The 17,612-nt window shown below is 73.0% G+C and carries 17 protein-coding genes; 2 read left to right on the plus strand and 15 right to left on the minus strand.

What is annotated here, in order from left to right:
- Window positions 1-5: 5 nt before the first annotated feature.
- A complete protein-coding gene (locus H0H10_RS07695; RefSeq protein WP_188180086.1) occupies window positions 6-926 on the plus strand; it encodes a transketolase family protein in 921 nt (306 codons plus the stop codon).
- 209 nt (window positions 927-1,135) lie between these two features.
- Here the strand turns inward: H0H10_RS07695 and H0H10_RS07700 are convergent, their stop codons facing one another.
- From H0H10_RS07700 to H0H10_RS07755, 12 genes are all read right to left on the minus strand, one after another.
- Window positions 1,136-2,458 carry an MFS transporter gene (locus tag H0H10_RS07700; RefSeq protein ID WP_188180087.1) on the minus strand — a complete coding sequence of 441 codons (1,323 nt, stop codon included), beginning with the start codon at window positions 2,456-2,458 and terminating at the stop codon, window positions 1,136-1,138.
- A 139-nt stretch (window positions 2,459-2,597) separates the two neighbouring features.
- Window positions 2,598-2,957 carry an MmcQ/YjbR family DNA-binding protein gene (locus H0H10_RS07705; protein ID WP_188180088.1) on the minus strand — a complete coding sequence of 120 codons (360 nt, stop codon included), beginning with the start codon at window positions 2,955-2,957 and terminating at the stop codon, window positions 2,598-2,600.
- A 50-nt stretch (window positions 2,958-3,007) separates the two neighbouring features.
- A complete protein-coding gene (locus H0H10_RS07710) occupies window positions 3,008-3,541 on the minus strand; it encodes a GNAT family N-acetyltransferase (RefSeq protein WP_188180089.1) in 534 nt (177 codons plus the stop codon).
- Window positions 3,538-4,152 (minus strand): helix-turn-helix domain-containing protein, encoded by a 615-nt coding sequence (locus H0H10_RS07715; protein ID WP_188180090.1) that lies wholly within the window; start codon window positions 4,150-4,152, stop codon window positions 3,538-3,540. Before H0H10_RS07715 ends, H0H10_RS07710 begins: the two co-directional genes overlap by 4 nt.
- Window positions 4,153-4,223: 71 nt before the next feature.
- Window positions 4,224-5,126: a LysR family transcriptional regulator gene (locus tag H0H10_RS07720; RefSeq protein WP_188180091.1), complete on the minus strand. Its 903-nt coding sequence runs from the start codon at window positions 5,124-5,126 to the stop codon at window positions 4,224-4,226.
- An 18-nt stretch (window positions 5,127-5,144) separates the two neighbouring features.
- Window positions 5,145-6,338, minus strand: coding sequence for a glycine C-acetyltransferase (locus tag H0H10_RS07725; protein ID WP_188180092.1), 1,194 nt, complete (start codon window positions 6,336-6,338; stop codon window positions 5,145-5,147).
- A 28-nt stretch (window positions 6,339-6,366) separates the two neighbouring features.
- On the minus strand, window positions 6,367-7,395 hold the full coding sequence (tdh, locus tag H0H10_RS07730; protein WP_188180093.1) for an L-threonine 3-dehydrogenase: 1,029 nt from the start codon (window positions 7,393-7,395) through the stop codon (window positions 6,367-6,369).
- A gap of 184 nt (window positions 7,396-7,579) precedes the next feature.
- Window positions 7,580-8,155, minus strand: a complete 576-nt coding sequence (locus tag H0H10_RS07735; protein WP_188180094.1) for a GAF domain-containing protein — start codon at window positions 8,153-8,155, stop codon at window positions 7,580-7,582.
- A 61-nt stretch (window positions 8,156-8,216) separates the two neighbouring features.
- Window positions 8,217-8,873, minus strand: coding sequence for a GTP-binding protein (locus tag H0H10_RS07740; protein WP_188180095.1), 657 nt, complete (start codon window positions 8,871-8,873; stop codon window positions 8,217-8,219).
- Window positions 8,851-9,228, minus strand: a complete 378-nt coding sequence (locus H0H10_RS07745; protein ID WP_188180096.1) for a DUF742 domain-containing protein — start codon at window positions 9,226-9,228, stop codon at window positions 8,851-8,853. The genes H0H10_RS07740 and H0H10_RS07745 overlap by 23 nt, the downstream gene beginning before the upstream one ends.
- Window positions 9,225-9,659 carry a roadblock/LC7 domain-containing protein gene (locus H0H10_RS07750; RefSeq protein ID WP_188180097.1) on the minus strand — a complete coding sequence of 145 codons (435 nt, stop codon included), beginning with the start codon at window positions 9,657-9,659 and terminating at the stop codon, window positions 9,225-9,227. The genes H0H10_RS07745 and H0H10_RS07750 overlap by 4 nt, the downstream gene beginning before the upstream one ends.
- Before the next feature lie 80 nt (window positions 9,660-9,739).
- Window positions 9,740-11,644 (minus strand): sensor histidine kinase, encoded by a 1,905-nt coding sequence (locus H0H10_RS07755; protein WP_188180098.1) that lies wholly within the window; start codon window positions 11,642-11,644, stop codon window positions 9,740-9,742.
- Between the two features lie 501 nt (window positions 11,645-12,145).
- Here H0H10_RS07755 and H0H10_RS07760 point away from each other — a divergent pair.
- Complete coding sequence (locus H0H10_RS07760; protein WP_188180099.1) at window positions 12,146-12,706, plus strand: cysteine hydrolase family protein; 561 nt, start codon at window positions 12,146-12,148, stop codon at window positions 12,704-12,706.
- Window positions 12,707-12,745: 39 nt separating this feature from the next.
- Here H0H10_RS07760 and xdhC read toward each other — a convergent pair whose 3' ends face one another.
- From xdhC to H0H10_RS07775, 3 genes are read right to left on the minus strand one after another with little or no spacing between them, the layout of a single operon-like run.
- Window positions 12,746-13,555: a xanthine dehydrogenase accessory protein XdhC gene (gene xdhC / locus H0H10_RS07765; protein ID WP_188180100.1), complete on the minus strand. Its 810-nt coding sequence runs from the start codon at window positions 13,553-13,555 to the stop codon at window positions 12,746-12,748.
- 1 nt (window position 13,556) lies between these two features.
- Window positions 13,557-15,986 (minus strand): xanthine dehydrogenase molybdopterin binding subunit, encoded by a 2,430-nt coding sequence (gene xdhB, locus H0H10_RS07770; RefSeq protein WP_188180101.1) that lies wholly within the window; start codon window positions 15,984-15,986, stop codon window positions 13,557-13,559.
- On the minus strand, window positions 15,983-17,446 hold the full coding sequence (locus tag H0H10_RS07775; protein ID WP_188180102.1) for a xanthine dehydrogenase small subunit: 1,464 nt from the start codon (window positions 17,444-17,446) through the stop codon (window positions 15,983-15,985). Before H0H10_RS07775 ends, xdhB begins: the two co-directional genes overlap by 4 nt.
- Window positions 17,447-17,612: the final 166 nt, after the last annotated feature.

Raw genomic sequence — 17,612 nt, forward strand, 5'->3', positions numbered from 1 at the left:
TCCTCATGGACACCATGCGTGACCGTTTCGCCCCCGTCGTCACCCGGCTGCTCGACGAGGATCCGCGGGTCGCCGTGGTCCTCGCGGAGATCGGCAAGGACGGCTTCGCGGAGGCCCTGCGCCGGCATCCGGACCGTGTCGTCAACGTCGGCATCCGGGAGCAGCTGCTCGTCGGGGTGGGCGCCGGTCTGGCACTGACGGGGCTGCGGCCCGTCGTGCACACCTTCGCCAGCTTCCTGGTCGAGCGGCCCTTCGAGCAGCTCAAGCTGGATCTCGGGCACCAGGACGCGGGCGCGGTGCTGGTGAGCGCCGCCGCGTCCTTCGACTGGCCGGCCGGCGGCTACACGCACATGGCGCCCGGGGACGTGGCGCTGCTCGACACCCTGGACGGCTGGACCGTGCACGTGCCGGGGCATCCGGACGAGGCCGAGACCCTGCTGCGGCAGGCGGTCGCCGCCGGTGACGACAAGGTGTACGTACGGCTGTCCGTACAGTCGAACACCGAGGCGCGAGCCGTCGACGGAAGCCGTTTCCGCACGGTCCGCGAGGGCCGCTCGGGCGTCGTCGTCGCCGTGGGGCCGGTGCTGGACGCGGTGCTCGCCGGCACCGAGGGCCTGGACGTCACCGTCCTCTACGCCACGACCGTCCGTCCCTTCGACACGGCCGCGCTGCGCCGGGCCACGGAGACGGCCGGGACGGACGTCGTCCTGGTCGAGCCGTATCTGGCGGGCACGTCGACGGCGGTGGTGAACGACGCGCTGTCCGACGTCCCCCACCGGGTGCTGGGCCTGGGCGTGGCCCGGCGTGAGCTGCGCCGCTACGGGACGGTCGAGGAGCATGTCGCCGCCCACGGCCTGGACGCCCGGTCGCTGCGGCGCCGCATCACCGACTTCGTCACCGGCGGCACGGCAACGCAACGAGCATGAGAACACCGACGCCTCGACCGGTCACCTCTGCTCCGCACGACCCCGCTCCGGACATCCCCGCCCACACGGCCAACACCCGATCACCGCGGCGGCACACCGACGAACTCCGTCACGACAGCGCGACTACGCAACGAGCCTGAGAACACCGACAGCTCGGTCGGTCACCTCTGCTCCGCACGACCCCGGTCCGGGCCGGTGGCTCCGGCCGGTCAGGTGTGCTCCGCGCGGGTCCGGGCGGAGGGCGTCGTCCGGTCGGGGCCGGACGGGGTCGTGTCGGCGCGCACCAGGCCGCGCACCGCGGGTATGGCGAGCAGCGCGGTGCAGACGACGAAGCTCATCGCCCCCGCGACGAGCAGCACGTGGTCGGCGCCGAGGGCCGAGGCGGCCGGGCCCGCGAGGGCCTGGCCGACGGGCATCATGGCGAGGGAGCCCGCCACGTCGTAGGCGTGGATGCGGTTGAGGACGTCGGCCGGCACCTGGGTCTGCACGCTGGTCGCCCACATCACGCCCCAGAACGACATCCCGGCCCCGGCGACGGCCGCTCCGGCCGCCATGACGGGCACGTCGAGTCCGGCTCCGACGCTCGCCGGGAAGGCGGCGAACCCGAACAGGGCGATCGCGCCGGCGCGGAGCATGCGGCGCGGCCGCAGCCGCAGCGCGAGGAGTCCGCCGACGACGGTGCCGGCCCCGAGGGCGGAGTTGACCAGGCCGTAGGCGCGCGGGCCGTGCTGCTGCACCACCTCGGTCGCCACCAGGGGGACGGTCGGGCCCCAGACGGCGATCATGTAGATGCACCAGACGGCGATGACACCCCACAGCCAGGTGCGGGAGCGGAACTCCCGCCATCCCTCCACCAGATCGGCGCGGAAGGCCTTGGAGCCGCGGCCGGCGGCGCGGCTCGCCGGCGCCGGTGAGGGCGGCAGCCGCAGCAGCACCAGGCACAGGGCGCTCACCGCGTACGTGGCGGCGTGGGCGGCGAAGACTCCGCCGGGCGAGGCGAATCCGACGAGCAGGCCGGCGACGGCGGGGCCCGCGAGCTGGGCGGCGGACTCCGCGACGCGTATGGCACCGTTGGCGCCCTGGATGTCGGAGGCGAGCCGGGGCACGGTGCTGGCGACACCGGGCTGGAAGACGGCGCCCGCGACACCGTTGACGAAGCCGATCGCGCAGATCTGCCACAGCACGACGTGTCCGGAGAAGAAGAGCGCGGCGGTCAGGGCCTGGGTGCCGAGCCGCACCAGGTCGGCGCCGATCATCAGCTTGCGGGTGCTGAAGCGGTCGGCGAGGACTCCGCCGAACACCACGAGACCGGCGAAGGCGGCGGCCGTCGCGGCCATGGCGAGGCCGACCGCGCCCGCTCCGTACCCGTGCTGGAGCAGGCCGGCGGCGAGGGCGACGGGCAGCATGGTGTCGCCGAGCCGGGCGACGGCCCGCGCGACGAAGAAGAGCGCGAAGTCCCGCGACCAGACGGGCCGTGCCCCTTCCCGCTGTGCCGTCCTCCGCTGCGAGGACTGCGATGACGTCCCGGCCATCCCGCGCGCTCCCCTCCCCGGCCGGTCCCCACCGGCCCGCGTGATCCCCGCCCACGGCAGCCGGAGCCCCCCTCCGGCCCCGGCTGCCACGCATGCCTCCGGATCATGCCACGGGGCACTGACAACGCCCGAGGGGTTTTCAGCCCGCGGCCGGCAGTCCCAGCCGGGGATGGGCCTCCAGCAGCCGGGGCGGGGCCGCCTGGCGCCAGGAGTCGGCGAGGATGTCGCGCAGCTCGTCCTCGCCGTCGAGGGCCGCGAGCCGGGCCCGCACCCACGCGAACTGGGCCTCGTGACCGGCGATCCAGAACTTCTCCGGCTCGGCGAGCACCAGTTCGTCGCGCTCCTCCTTCGGGCAGCGCACGGCGATGGACGTCTCGTCCTCGGGCAGCGTGGCGAACATCTTCCCGGCGACCCGGAACGTGGGCATGCTCCAGGCGATCTTCTCCGTCGTGTCCGGCAGGGACAGGGCGATTCGGCGTACGTCTTCTGCATCCGGCATGTCTGGCACCGTAGCCGCTGCCACTGACAACGACCCGCCGGCACCGACGATCACCGGTCGGCCGGGCCGGCTCCGATCCGCTTGAAGTACAGGGTCGTCGGCCGCAGCGCGCCGGCCGGGTTCGCCGCGTAGTCGGGGATCTCCCCCGCGCGGGTCCAGCCGGCGGTGCGGTAGAGGTGTTCGGCGGGGCTGCCGGTCTCGGTGTCCAGGTGGAGCAGGGTGATGCCGGCGTCCGCGGCGGCCCGCTCGGCGGTGGTGAGGAGCCTGCGGCCGAGCCCCCGGCCGCGGGACTCGCGTCCCACCATCAGCTTGACGAGTTCGGCGCGGTGGCGGCTGTTGGGTTTGTCGGGCAGGGCGAGGCTGACGGTCCCGGTCACCCGCTCCCCCTCGCGCGCCACCCATACGGCGAGCTCTCCGGCGGCCACGGCGGCGGCGCGCCCCCGCCACCAGGCGACGGCCTCCGCCCGGTCGAGCGGTGCGAGGAAGCCGACGGAGGCGCCGCCGTCCACGGTGTCGGTCAGCAGGTCGGCCAGCTGCTCCACCAGGGCGGTCAGCCGGACGTCGTCGAGGCGGGTCACGGTCACGGCAGCACCACCGCCAGCGCGTACCGCACGGCCCCGGGCCCGGCGCAGCGGAACCGGGTCGGCCCCCAGACCCGCAGTCGCAGGCAGTCGCCGGTGCCGAGGTGGTGCTCGACGTCCTGTGCCGTCACCTCCAGGGCGCCCTCCAGGACCCAGATGTGCTGCTCCAGGCCGGGCACGGGCGGCCGGTCGTAGGTGATGTCGGCGCCCGCCGCGAGGCGTCCCTCGACGAGTTCGCCGCGCAGCCCGGCGTGCGGCGGCGACACCGAGCGCCGTACGAATCCGGCGGCCCGGTCCTCCCACACCGGCTGCTCGTCGGCCCGCACCAGCAGCGCGGGTTCCGCCTCGACCTCGCTGAGCAGCCGCGACATGGTCCGTCCGTAGACCGCGCACAGGCGGTTGAGGAGGGAAGCGGTGGGGCTGATCTCCGCCCGCTCGGCCCGGGAGAGGGTGGAGCGGCTGACCCCGCTGCGCTCGGCCAGTTCACCGAGCGACCAGCCGCGTTCGGCCCGCAGTTCGGCCAGGCGGGCGGCGAGCCGGGCGTCGACGGGGTCCGGACCGGCGCCGGGTGCGCTCCCGGCCCCGGCCGCCGTCTCGTCGGAAGTCTGTGTCACATCCGGGATGCTATCCCATAAGTGGGATGACATCCCAGATCCGGGACGCGGGGATGCGGGACGGTCCCGTCTCAGCGCTCGGCGGCCGACTCCAGCGCGTCCAGCACCGGGCGGATCAGCGGATGCCCCTCGGCTCCCCGGCGTACGGCGGCGAAGACCCGCCGGGTGGGCGCGACCCCGTCGACCGGGCGGACCACCACACCGGTCAGGTCCATGCCGCGCAGGGCCGAGCGCGGCACGAGGGCCACGCCCGCGTCGGCCGAGGCCAGTGCCACCACCGCCCGGAAGTCGTCCGAGGAGTGCTCCAGCCGGGGCTGGAAACCGGCGCTCTCGCAGGCCAGGACCACCACGTCGTGGCACGGGTTGCCGGGGTAGGGGCCGATCCAGGTGTCCTTGGCCAGCTCGGCCAGCGGCACCTCGTCGGCGTCGGCGAGACGGTGGGCGACCGGCACGACCGCGTCGAACGGCTCGGCGTACAGCGGTACGTGGGTCAGCCGCGGGTCGTCGGCGGGCGGTGCCCCGCGGTACTCGACGGCCACCGCCACGTCGACCTGCCGGTCCAGCACCATCGGCAGGCTGGCGTCGCCCTCGGCGTCCTGGACGCGGATGCGGATGCCGGGCGCGGTCCCGGCGAGGCGGGCCACCGCGGGCGCCACGACCAGGGCGATGCCGGTCGCGAAGGAGGCGACGGTGACCGTGCCCGCCTCGCCCGAGCCGTACGCGGCCAGCTCGGCCTCGGCCCGCTCCAGCTGGGCGAGGACGGCGTTGGTGTGGCTGAGCAGGATCTCGCCGGCCGGGGTCAGCCGTACGCCCTTGGCGCCGCGCTCGACCAGGCGGTGGCCGGTCTCCTGCTCCAGGGCGGTCAGCTGCTGGGAGACCGCCGAGGGCGTGAGGTACAGCGCGGCGGCAGCCGCCGTCACCGTACGGTGGTCGGCCACCGCCCGGAGGATGTGGAGCCGCCGCGCCTCGATCACGGGATCGATTCTCTCAGGTCAGGCGTCCAGCTCCGCACGGGCGGCCACGAAGGCGTCCACCGCGCGGTTCACGTCGTCCGTGGAGTGGGCGGCGGACAGCTGCACGCGGATGCGGGCCTGGCCCTGCGGGACGACCGGGTAGGAGAAGCCGATCACGTACACCCCGCGCTCCAGCAGCAGCTCGGCCATGCGGCCCGCCTTCGCCGCGTCGCCGATCATCACCGGGGCGATGGCGTGGTCGCCGGGCAGGACGTCGAAGCCCTCCTCGGTCATCCGGCGGCGGAACAGGGCGGTGTTCTCCGCGAGCCGGACGCGCAGGTCGTCGGCCGACTCCAGCAGGTCGAGCACCTTGAGCGAGGCGGCGGCGATCACCGGGGCCAGGGTGTTGGAGAAGAGGTACGGCCTCGACCGCTGGCGCAGCAGCGCGACGATCTCGGCGCGGGCGGCGACGTAGCCGCCGGAGGCGCCGCCGAGCGCCTTGCCGAGGGTGCCGGTGATGATGTCGACGCGGTCCATGACGCCGTGCAGCTCGGGGGTGCCGCGGCCGCCGGGGCCGACGAAGCCGACGGCGTGCGAGTCGTCGACCATGACCATGGCGTCGTAGCGGTCGGCCAGGTCGCAGATCTCGCGCAGCGGGGCGACGTAGCCGTCCATGGAGAAGACGCCGTCGGTGACGACGAGGCGGCGGCGGGCGTCGGAGGCGTCCTTCAGCTGCCGTTCCAGGTCGGCGAGGTCGCGGTTGGCGTAGCGGAAGCGGCGGGCCTTGGACAGGCGGATGCCGTCGATGATCGAGGCGTGGTTCAGCGCGTCGGAGATCACCGCGTCCTCGGGGCCGAGGAGGGTCTCGAAGACGCCTCCGTTGGCGTCGAAGCAGGAGGAGTACAGGATCGTGTCCTCCTGGCCGAGGAAGGCCGACAGGCGCGCCTCCAGCTCCTTGTGGACCTCCTGGGTGCCGCAGATGAAGCGCACGGACGCCATGCCGTAGCCCCAGCGGTCCAGGGCCTCGTGGGCGGCGGCGATCACCTCGGGGTGGTCGGCCAGGCCGAGGTAGTTGTTGGCGCAGAAGTTCAGCACCTCGCCGGGGCGGCCGCCCGCGGTGACGTTCACGGTCGCGGACTGCGGGGTGCCGATCACGCGCTCGGGCTTGTGCAGGCCGGCGGCGCGGATCTCGTCGAGGGTGGTGCGCAGGTCGTCACGCACGGAGTCGAACATGGGATTAGCTCCTAGGGATGCAGATGACTTACGCGGTCCAGTCGAGGATGACCTTGCCGCCCTTGCCGCTCGCCGCGTCGGCGAACGCCGCCTCGAAGTCGCGGTGGCCGTAGCGGCCGGTGATCACGGGGGCGAGGTCGAGCCCGCCCTCCAGCAGCACCGACATCGCGTACCAGGTCTCGAACATCTCGCGGCCGTAGATGCCCTTGATGGTGATCATCGAGGTGACGATCCGGGCCCAGTCGACCGGGAACTCCTCGGACGGCAGGCCGAGCATCGCGATCCGGCCGCCATGCGTCATGTTGGCGATCATGTCGCGCATCGCCTCGGGGCGGCCGGACATCTCCAGGCCGATGTCGAAGCCCTCGCGCAGGCCCAGCTCCCGCTGGCCGTCGGCGATCGAGGCCCGCGACACGTTCAGCGCGAGGCTCGCGCCGACCTTGCGGGCCAGCTCCAGGCGTTCCTCGCTGACGTCGGTGACCACGACGTTGCGCGCCCCGGCGTGCCGGGCGACGGCGGCGGCCATCAGCCCGATCGGGCCGGCGCCCGTGACGAGCACGTCCTCGCCGACCAGCGGGAAGGACAGGGCGGTGTGCACGGCGTTGCCGAACGGGTCGAAGATCGCGGCGATGTCGAGGTCGACGGGGACGCGGTGCACCCAGACGTTGGACGCGGGCAGGGCGACGTACTCGGCGAACGCCCCGTCCCGGCCGACGCCGAGCCCGACCGTGGCCCGGCACAGGTGCCGCCGTCCGGCCAGGCAGTTGCGGCACTTTCCGCACACCAGGTGGCCCTCGCCGCTGACCCGGTCGCCCACCGTGACGTCGGTGACGTCCCGGCCGGTCTCGACGACCTCGCCGACGAACTCGTGCCCGACGACCAGCGGGGTGCGGATGGCCTGCTGCGCCCATCCGTCCCAGTTCCGGATGTGCAGGTCGGTGCCGCAGATACCGGTGCGCAGCACCTTGATGAGGACGTCGCCGGGTCCGACGGCGGGCTCGGGGACGTCCGCGAGCCACAGCCCGGGCTCCGCCTTCTCCTTGACCAGCGCCTTCAACGCTACGGCTCCTGACGGTGTGATCCCGGCGCCGGGCATGCCGAAGCGGCCCGCGTCCGGGGAGGGGAGGGGAATCGCACTGCAATCTGCCGTACGACCCCGTCCCCGGTCCATCGAGCTTTTCTTAAGCGCGGTCGCAGCTTTCCTTCACGCCGTTCGCGCGGGCCGGGCCGGTCGCGGCTGCTCAGGGCGGGAGCCCGTCCTCCGCGCTGCGTTCGAGTCGCCGCACCAGGTCCGCCGCCGTCGACTTGATGGTCTCCAGCCCGGCCCTCCCCCACGTCCGCGGCCGCACGTCGGCGGCGGCCACCGTGCCCAGCACGGTCCCGGTGCTGTCGATGAGCGGTGCGCCCAGGTAGGAGCGGATGCCGAACTCGTCGACGACGGGGTTGCCCGCGAACCGGGGGTAGTCCCGTACGTCCTCCAGCACCAGTGCCTTGCGCCGGACCACGACATGGGGGCAGAAGCCGTGGTCGCGGGGCTGGACCCGGCCGTACTCGGGGATGGAGCCGTCGCCGCGCGTGACCGGCGCGACCTCGGGCACGTGCAGGCCCGCGAAGAACTGCCCGTTCTCGACAAGGAAGTTGACCATGGCGTACGGCGCCTGGGCGTACCCGGCGAGGTGGTTCGCGAAGGTGTCGAGGGAGGGCTCCGGGCGTTCCCCGAGGCCGAGCCGGCGCAGCCGTCGCACCCGGGCCGGGGCCTCCCGGTCCTCGGGCGTGAGCAGCAGACGTCCGACCGGGCGCGGCGGGTCGTAGCTCATGGGCGGGCTCCGTCGCTGTGGGCGTGCGTCATGTGCGGCTCCGTGGCGGTGTGGGCGGGGGTCACCTGTGGGCGCCGTGTCCCGTCGCGGGGGCGGCCGGCGTGTGGGCGATCAGGTGGCGTACGAGGGTCAGCAGGGTCTGCACGCCGGAGCTGGAGATCCGGGCGTCGCAGCGCACGACGGGGATCTCCGGCGGGAGGTCGATGGCGGCGCGCACCTCCTCGGGGTCGTAGCGGTGGGCGCCGTCGAACTCGTTGACCGCGACGATGAATCCGAGGCCGCGTTCCTCGAAGAAGTCGACGGCCGCGAAGGACTCCTCCAGCCTGCGTGTGTCGGCGATGATCACCGCGCCGAGCGCGCCCTCGCACAGCTCGTCCCACATGAACCAGAACCGCTCCTGGCCGGGCGTGCCGAACAGGTACAGCACGTGTTCCCGGTCGATGGTGATGCGGCCGAAGTCCATGGCCACGGTGGTCTCGAGCTTGTTCTCGATCCCGTCGAGGTTGTCGGTGGCGGCGCTGACGGTGGTGAGCAGTTCCTCCGTGCTGAGCGGCGCGATCTCGCTGACCGCGCCGACGAAGGTCGTCTTGCCCACGCCGAACCCGCCCGCCACCAGGATCTTCAGGGCGGTGGGGAACGGGTCGGTGCCGTCGTCGTGGCCGGGTCCGTCGGGGTGGGCGGATCCGTGGCCGTAGTCAGAGCTGTCGTCGTAGTCCATCGAGCACTGCCTCCAGAAGGGCCCGGTCCGTGGGGTTGTGGTGGAACGCGGGGGGCTTGGTGGTCAGCGCCCCGCAGTCGACGAGGTCCGACAGCAGCACCTTGGTGACCGCCACCGGCAGCCTCAGATGGGCGGCGACCTCGGCGACCGGGACGGGCGCGCGGCACAGGTCGAGCGCCTGCGCGTGCTCGGGGCCGAGGTAGCCGAGGGTGGTGGCCCCGGTGGCCATCACCTGGGACATCAGGTCGAGCGCGACGGTGGGCCGGGTCCGGCCGTTGCTGACGGTGAAGGGGCGCACCAGCCGGCCGGCCGCGTCGTCGAGCCAGGGCCCGTCCCCGGCCGCGGCCGCCCTCAAGGCCTCATCGCCGGGGGTTCGACGGCGTGTTGCCGGGGCGCGGTGACCAGGTAGGGGCGGACGCTCTTGACCAGCATCGCCATCTCGTAGCCGAGCACGGCCGCGTCGGCCTCCCGGCCGGCGAGGACGGCGAGGCAGGTGCCGGAGCCCGCGGTGGTCACGAACAGCAGGGTCGAGTCGAGTTCGACGACGACCTGCCGCACCTCCCCGCCGTCGCCGAAGCGGACGCCGGCGCTGCGGCCGAGGGAGTACAGGCCGGAGGCCAGGGCCGCCATGTGGTCGGCGCTGTCCGGGTCGAGGCCGTGGACGGACTTCACCAGCCCGTCGCAGGACAGGAGGACGGCGCTCGTGGTGTGCGGTACCCGTTGCACGAGGCCGCTCATCAGCCAGTCGAGGTCGGATACATGGGCGGTCGGCGCGTCGCTCGCCATGGTGGATCGACTCCTTGGGGTACGAAGGTCTGCGCGAGCGCAGGTCGTGGGGGTGAGGGTGGGGGCGGGAGCGGGGGTGGTCATCCGGCCGGTGCGCTCCCGTCGTGCCGGACGGTGTGGCCGGAGCGGGGCGCGGGCGTGCGGTGCCCTTGGGTGCGGGCCGGGTCGGGGTGGACGGGTTCGAGATGAGCGGCCGACTCCGGGTGGTGGGGACTCGTGGGGCCGGGACTCGTGTCGCTCGTCTCCATGTGCTGCTGGGCCTCGGCGAGGCCGATGCCGCGCTGGAAGGCCGCCATCAGGCCGGGGTCGTGGCCGACCGGCTCCTCGGTGTCCTGGCGCGGTGCGGGGCCGCCGCGCAGCTGGGGTGCGATGTGCTCCTGGGCGCGGCGGCGGGGCAGCCGGGGTTTGCCCATGGTGCCGCGTACGGCGGTGTGCCGGGGGACGGGCGGCGTGGCCGTGTGCTCGGCGAGGGCGTCGCGGTCACCGGCCCGGATGCCGGGCACGGCCGCTGCCGGGCTGGGCCGGTCCTCGTGAGCTTCGCGCACGGGCAGCGGCACGGGGGCACCGGCGCTCGCCACCGGGGTGGCGGCCTGGGCGGGCGAGGGGTTCTGCGGGGCCTCCTGCGACTGCCGGGCCGGTACGACGGCCGGTGCCGCGGAGACGACGTGCGGGCCGGGTCCGGGCGGGGCCACGGGCCGCGGCTGCTGCGGGTGCGGTGCGGGCAGCGGCGCGGCGCCGGTGGGGTCCTGGGGATGCGCCCCGGCCGTGGGGTCGCCGGGGTCGGCTCCCAACAGGGCCTGGGGCACGACCAGTACGGCCTGCACTCCGCCGTAGATGTTGGTCTGCAGGCGGACGGTGATGCCGTGCCGCTTGGCGAGCTGGGAGACGACGAACAGCCCGATGCGCCCGTCCGCCAGCAGACGGGCGACGTTGACCTGGTCGGGGTCGGCGAGGAGGGCGTTCATCCGGTTCTGCTCGTCGACGGGCATGCCGAGTCCGCGGTCCTCGACCTCGACGGCGAGCCCGGAGGTGACCAGGTCGGCGCGGAGCAGCACCTGGGTGTGCGGGGCGGAGAACAGGGTGGCGTTCTCGACGAGTTCGGCCAGCAGGTGGATGACGTCGGCGACGGCGTGGCCGCGCAGGGTGCCGTCGGTCGGCGGCACAAGCCTGACCCGCGAGTACTGCTCGACCTCGGCGATGGCCGAGCGCAGCACCTCCGTCATCGGGACCGGGTTGCTCCACTGCCGGCGGGAGACGGCGCCGCCGAGCACGGCGAGGTTCTCGGCGTGACGGCGGATGCGGGTGGCGAGGTGGTCGACGTGGAAGAGGCCCTTGAGCAGGTCGGGGTCCTCGATCTCGTTCTCCAGCTCGTCGAGGATGGAGATCTCGCGGTGCACCAGCGACTGCAGGCGCCGGGCGAGGTTGAGGAAGACCTCCAGCTTCTGTTCGCTGCCCGCCTGGCTGGAGAGCTGGGCGGCCTGCACGACGGCGGTGACGGCGCCGTCGTGCGCGCGGGCCAGGTCGGCGGCGAGCAGCTCGAAGTCGTCGGCGTCGGCGGAGGGTCCGCCGTGCGGCTTGCGCCGGGGCGGGCCCTCGCCGCGGCGCAACGCCTCGACCAGGGCGCGCAGATCGCCCTCCTGCCGCGCGGTGCTGCGGCGCAGGGCGGCGACGCGGTCGTGCACGGACCTGGCGGCGCGGTCGGCGGCGACGGCGGCGATGGCGACGGCCGCGAGGGCGACCGAGGTCGCGCCGGCGAGCACGCCCCACAGGGGGAGGCCGGGCCTCAGGCCGGTGGACCGGACGGTGAACAGGACGGCCGCGCAGGCGCTGAGGGCGACCGCCACGGGCGGCAGCACGGCGAGGCGCAGCAGTTGGGACCGTATGTGGGTCTCGGGCAGCGCGGGAGCGGTGCGGGCGGCCGGCCGGCCGTGCCGCCCGCCCTCACGGCGGTCTGCGCGCACGGCGGGGGCGCGGAGGTGAGACATCGGTGTCCTTGTACTGGTCCGTCGGGCCTGGGTGCTCGCGCGTGGTGCGCCACGCGGGCATGCGCCATCGCGGTGTCGGCCGAGAGGCCGGAGATCCGGCCCTGTGTCGCCCGACGGACACTGACAGTAGTCGCCTGCGCATCATGTGCGGTGGGCAGTTGACAAAGTCCCCCGGAGAGCGTCCCGCTCTGGTATGACGCCTCGTACGACAGACCGATGAGCCGGTGAAGCACTCGTTCCGCGAAGGCCATGAACCGGTCGAACTCGATCAGAAATTGTCACCGTATGTGACCGCGGGACCGCCCGTGAACATGTGCGGGGCACGTCCTCCGCGGAAACGGCGGCCCCGAGGCCGCCGCGCCGAGGCCGGCCCCCTTGGCGCCCGCCACGGGGGAACGCCGGAGCGGTTCGCCCACCGTGCCCTGAGGCCGCGTACGATCCGCACAGCGCACCCCGCGCCGTTCAACTCGACGCCGGATTCCCCTCGTTACCGGAGACAACATGAGCAGCGCCCTTCTCGTGATGGACGTCCAGCGCGCCATCGTGGACATCGCCGACGACGGCTCCGGCTATCTGCCGCGCGTGCGCAGGGCGATCGACGGGGCCCGGGCGGCGGGCATCCCCGTGATCTACGTCGTCATCGCGCTACGTCCCGGCTTCCCCGAAGTCGGCACGCGCAACAGGGCTCTCACCGCCATCGCTCAGGCCGGCCTCTACGTCGAGGGTGCCCCGGGCACCGAGATCCACCCGGAGGTCGCGCCCCGGCCGGGCGACGTGGTGGTCACCAAGCGACGGGCGAGCGCGTTCTCCGGCAGCGATCTCGACGTCGTGCTGAGGGCACGCGGCATCGACAGCCTCGTGCTCACCGGCATCGCCACCAGCGCTGTCGTGCTGTCCACCCTGTGCCAGGCGAACGACCTGGACTTCGGCCTCACCGTCCTCTCCGACGCCTGTCTGGACACCGACCCGGAGGTGCACCGGGTCCTCGTCGACCGACTGTTCCCGCAGTGGGCGGATGTCGTCACCGTCGACGACTGGGTCAAAGCGATCAGGCCTGAGTAGCGCGGACCGGGCGGACCTCCTGCCGGTCCGGCGGGAGGGTCAGCTCCCCTCGGCCTCGAAGGTCCGCAGCAGATCGGCGGCGACGCTCACGGCGATGGTCGCGGGTTCCTTGCCGGTGATGCCGGCCAGCCCGATCGGGGTCTTGATCCGGTCGATGGTGGCGTCGTCGTGACCGCCCTCGGTGGCGAGGCGCTTGCGGAACCGCGCCCACTTGGCCGCCGACCCGATCAGCCCGATGGAGCCGAGACGGGGTGTGCGCAGGGCGGCGTCGCACAGCGCGGCGTCCTCGGCGTGATCATGAGTCATGATCAGGACGTGGGTGCCGTGCGGCAGTTCCGCCAGTACCTCCTCCGGCAGCAGCGGTGTGTGATGCACATGCAGCTGTGCCACCGCGTCCGCCAGCACGCCGAGCCGCTCCTCGGTGAGGATGTCGGAGCGGCTGTCGACCAGATGGAGGTCGAGGTCCTGACGTGCCAGGATGCGCGCCAGTTCCAGGCCGACGTGCCCGATGCCGAAGATCGCCACCGCCCGTACCACCGGCAGCGGTTCCAGCAGCACCGAGACCGTGCCGCCGCAGCACTGCACGCCGTGCCGGTTGGTCACCTTCTCGTTCAGGGCGAAATCGATCAGCTCCGGCTGCGTCTCGGACGCGGCGATCATCTCCCGGGCCCGGTCGATCGCCACGGCCTCGACATTGCCGCCGCCGATCGAGCCCCACGTCCCGGTCCGCCCCACGACGAGTTTCGCACCGGCGTCGCGCGGAGCGTGGCCGCGCACGGTCGCGACGGTCACCAGCACGCCGGGCTCCCGGCGCGCCCGCAACCGTGCGACCGCGGCGACCCACGTCATGTCAGGCACCGCTCAGCGCTTCCGCGCCGGCCCGGTCCCCGCCGTCGGCGGACCCGATCCCGGTACGGCTCTCACCGGCGTCGGAGGAACCGGGGGAACCGCCCTGGCGTGCCGCCTGGATCGCCCAGTACACCGCCTCCGGCGTCGCGGGCGAGGCCAGTTCGACGCCGACGCCGCTCGGCCCGAACGCGGCGGCGGCCTGCCGCAGCGCCTCGCGCACCGAGAACGCCAGCATCAGCGGGGGCTCACCGACCGCCTTGGAGCCGTAGACCGCGCCCTCCTCGGTGGCGTTCTCCAGCAGCGTGACGTTGAACTCCTCGGGCATCTCCGAGAAGCTCGGCAGCTTGTACGTGCTTGCCGCCTGGGTGAGCAGCCGGCCGCGGTGGGGTCCGTCGCCGGTGTCCCAGCGCAGGTCCTCCAGGGTCAGCCAGCCCGCGCCCTGCACGAAGCCGCCCTCGACCTGACCGATGTCGATCATCGGGGAGAGGCTGTCGCCGACGTCGTGGACGATGTCCACCCGGCGGATGCGGTAGGCGCCGGTGAAGCCGTCCACCTCCACCTCGGTGGCGGCGGCGCCGTACGCGAAGTACTTGAACGGCGAGCCCCGGAACGTCTTGGCGTCCCAGTGCAGCCCCTCGGTCCGGTAGAAGCCGGCCGCCGACAGCTGGACCCGCTGGAAGTACGCCGTGCGCACCAGGTCGTCCCAGGCCAGTTCCTTGTCGCTGCCGAGGACGCGGGCGACGCCCTCGACGATGCGCACGTCGGAGGCGTTGCCGCCGAGCCGGGTGGCGGCCACCCGCACCAGCCGCTCGCGCAGCTGCTCACAGGCGTTCTTGACCGCCCCGCCGTTCAGGTCGGCGCCCGAACTGGCGGCGGTGGCCGAGGTGTTGGGCACCTTGTCGGTGCGGGTCGGGGCGAGGCGGACCTTGTGCAGCGGGATGCCCAGAGTGGTCGCGGCCACCTGCATCATCTTGGTGTGCAGGCCCTGGCCCATCTCGGTGCCGCCGTGGTTGATCAGGACGGAGCCGTCCTTGTAGATCAGCACCAGCGCGCCGCCCTGGTTGAAGGCGGTGAGGTTGAAGGAGATGCCGAACTTGATGCCGGTGAGCGCGAGCGCCCGCTTGGTGTGCGGGTGCGCGGCGTTGAAGGCGGCGATCTCCCGCTTGCGGTCGGCGAGTCCGGCACTGTCCTTGACCTGCTGCCAGACGGTGGAGATCCGCTCCGGCTGGGTGACCGGCTGCCCGTACGGCGTGGTCTGGCCCTGGCCCGGCCGGTAGAAGTTGCGCTCCCGCAGCTCCATCGGGTCCAGGCCCAGCCTGGGCGCGCAGCGGCCGAGGATGTCCTCGATCACCAGCATGCCCTGCGGGCCGCCGAAGCCGCGGAAGGCGGTGTTGGAGACCGTGTTGGTCCTGGCGATCCGGCCGGCGACACGCGCGTTGGGGATCCAGTAGGTGTTGTCGATGTGGCACAGCGCCCGCGCCAGCACCGGCTCGGACAGGTCCAGGCTCCAGCCGCCGTCCGCGGTCAGCGTGGCGTCCAGCGCCTGGATACGGCCGTCGGCGTCGAAGCCGATCTTCCAGGAGGCGTGGAATCCGTGCCGCTTGCCGGACATGGTCATGTCCTGCGTGCGGTTGAGCCGGAAGCGGACGGGGCGGCCGGTCAGCTTGGCGCCGAGCGCGGCGACGGCCGCGAAGCCGTGCGGCTGCATCTCCTTGCCGCCGAAGCCGCCGCCCATCCGCAGGCACTGCACGGTCACCTCGTGGGCGGGCACGCCGAGCACATGGGAGACGATCTCCTGGGTCTCCGAGGGGTGCTGGGTGCTGCTCTGGATGAACAGCTGGCCGTTCTCGTCGACCTGGGCCAGCGCCGCGTGCGTCTCCAGGTAGAAGTGCTCCTGCCCGGCGAACTGGAACTCGCCGGTGAACACGTGCGCGGAGTCCGCGAAGCCCGCGTCGACGTCGCCGGTCTCCATCAGGGGCTTCGCCCCGTGGTAGCTGCCGGCCGCCATGGCGTCCTGCAAGGTGACCAGAGCGGGCAGTTCGTCGAGTTCCACCTCGACGGCCGCCGCGCCGAGCCGGGCCGCCTCCAGGGTCTCGCCGAGCACCCAGGCGACCGCGTGGCCGTGGAACATGACCTCGTCGGGGAAGAGCGGTTCGTCGTGCTTCATGCCGGCGTCGTTGACGCCGGGCACGTCGGCACCGGTCAGCACGCGGACCACACCGGGCACGGCGAGCGCGGGCTCGGTGCGCAGCGCGGTGATCCTCCCGTGGGCCTTCATGACCTGGACCGGGTGGGCGTGCAGCACGTCCTTGGTGCGGTGGACCAGGTCGTCGGTGTAGAGCGCGGTGCCGGTGACGTGCAGGGCGGCACTCTCGTGCGGCATCGGGACACCGACGACGGGCTTCTCGGGACGCTCGGACAGATGGCTCACGACGACACCGCCTCCGGGGTCTGCGCGTACAGCTTCAGCAGGCTCTGGCCGAGCATCGCGGAACGGTAGAGGGAGCTGGCCCGATGGTCGTCCATCGGGGTGCCCTCGCCCCGCAGCACCCGCGCCGCGGCCTCGACGGTCTCCGCCGACCACGGCTTGCCCTCCAGGGCGGCCTCGGTGGCGAGCGCGCGGATCGGGGTGGCGGCGACGCCGCCCAGGCCGATGCGGGCCTTACGGACGATGCCGTCCTCGAGGTCGAGCGCGAAGGCGACGGCGACGCTGGAGATGTCGTCGAAGCGCCGCTTGGCGATCTTGTGGAAGGCCGCGACCGGTGACGGCGGCAGCGGGACGCGCACCGAGCGGATCAGCTCGCCGCGACGGCGCACGCTCTGCCGGTAGCCGGTGAAGTACTCCGCGAGCGGGACCTCGCGCTCGCCGTCGGCGTCGGCGAGCACCACCGACGCCTCCAGCGCGAGCAGCACCGGCGGGCTGTCACCGATGGGGGAGCCGGTGCCCAGGTTGCCGCCGAGGGTCGCGCTGTTGCGGATGAGCCGGGAGGCGAACTGCGGGAACAGCTGGGCCAGGAGCGGGACTTGGCCGTCGAGGCGGCGCTCGATCTCGGTGAGGGTCAGCGCCGCCCCGATCTCGATGTGGTCCGACTCGACCCTCAGCTCCCGCAGTTCGGGCAGCCGGTCGACGGCGATCACGCAATCGGCCCGACGGGAGCGGATGTTGACCTCGACGCCCCAGTCGGTGGAGCCGGCGACCACCACCGAGTCGGGCTGCTCGCGCAGCAGCCGCAACGTCTCGGCCAGGGTGCTCCTGCGCAGGAACACCCTGTCGTCCTGGGCGTATTCGGTGGCGACGGGTGCGGGAGGGGACTGCTCGCGGCGCTGCGCCAGCGGGTCGTCATCGGTGGGTTCCCCCACGGCGAACGCGGCATCGCGGATCGGGCGGTAGCCGGTGCAGCGGCACAGGTTTCCGCTCAGCGCGTGCAGATCGAAACCGTTGGGACCGTGCTCGGCGTCGGTGCCGCCGGCCGGGTCCGCGTGCGCGCAGCGGTCGGGCCGGTAGTACTCGGCGGCCATGCTGCAGACGAATCCCGGTGTGCAGTAGCCGCACTGGGAGCCGCCCCGGACCGCCATCTCCTCCTGCACCGGGTGCAGGACGGGCGGCATGCCGGGTTCGCCGGCGGTGGCGAGGCCTTCTGAGGTGACGACCTCCTGGCCGTCGAGCGCCGCGACCGGGACGAGACAGGCGTTGACCGCCACCCAGTCGGTGGGCTTGTTCACCCCGGCACGTGCCACCAGGACCGAGCAGGCGCCGCACTCGCCCTCCGCGCAGCCTTCCTTGGTGCCGGTGAGGCCACGCTCGCGCAGAAAGTCCAGCACCGTGGTGTGGGGTGCGGCCGGTGAAATCGGTGTTTCTTTCCCATTGACCGTGATGCGTGCCGTCACCATGACGGGCCTTCATTCCGGTGCACGATCCGTCGTTTCATCATGTTCGCCAATTTCGGGCAGCCTTCTGTGTTCAATGGCGCCACGTGAGAGAAGCGGGCGCAATACGGCACGCAAAAGCGATGTGCCGGGGAAGTGGTGAGGGAAAACTCAGAACGTGCCACGAAGG

Source organism: Streptomyces griseicoloratus (assembly GCF_014534645.1).
Taxonomy (GTDB): domain Bacteria; phylum Actinomycetota; class Actinomycetes; order Streptomycetales; family Streptomycetaceae; genus Streptomyces; species Streptomyces griseicoloratus.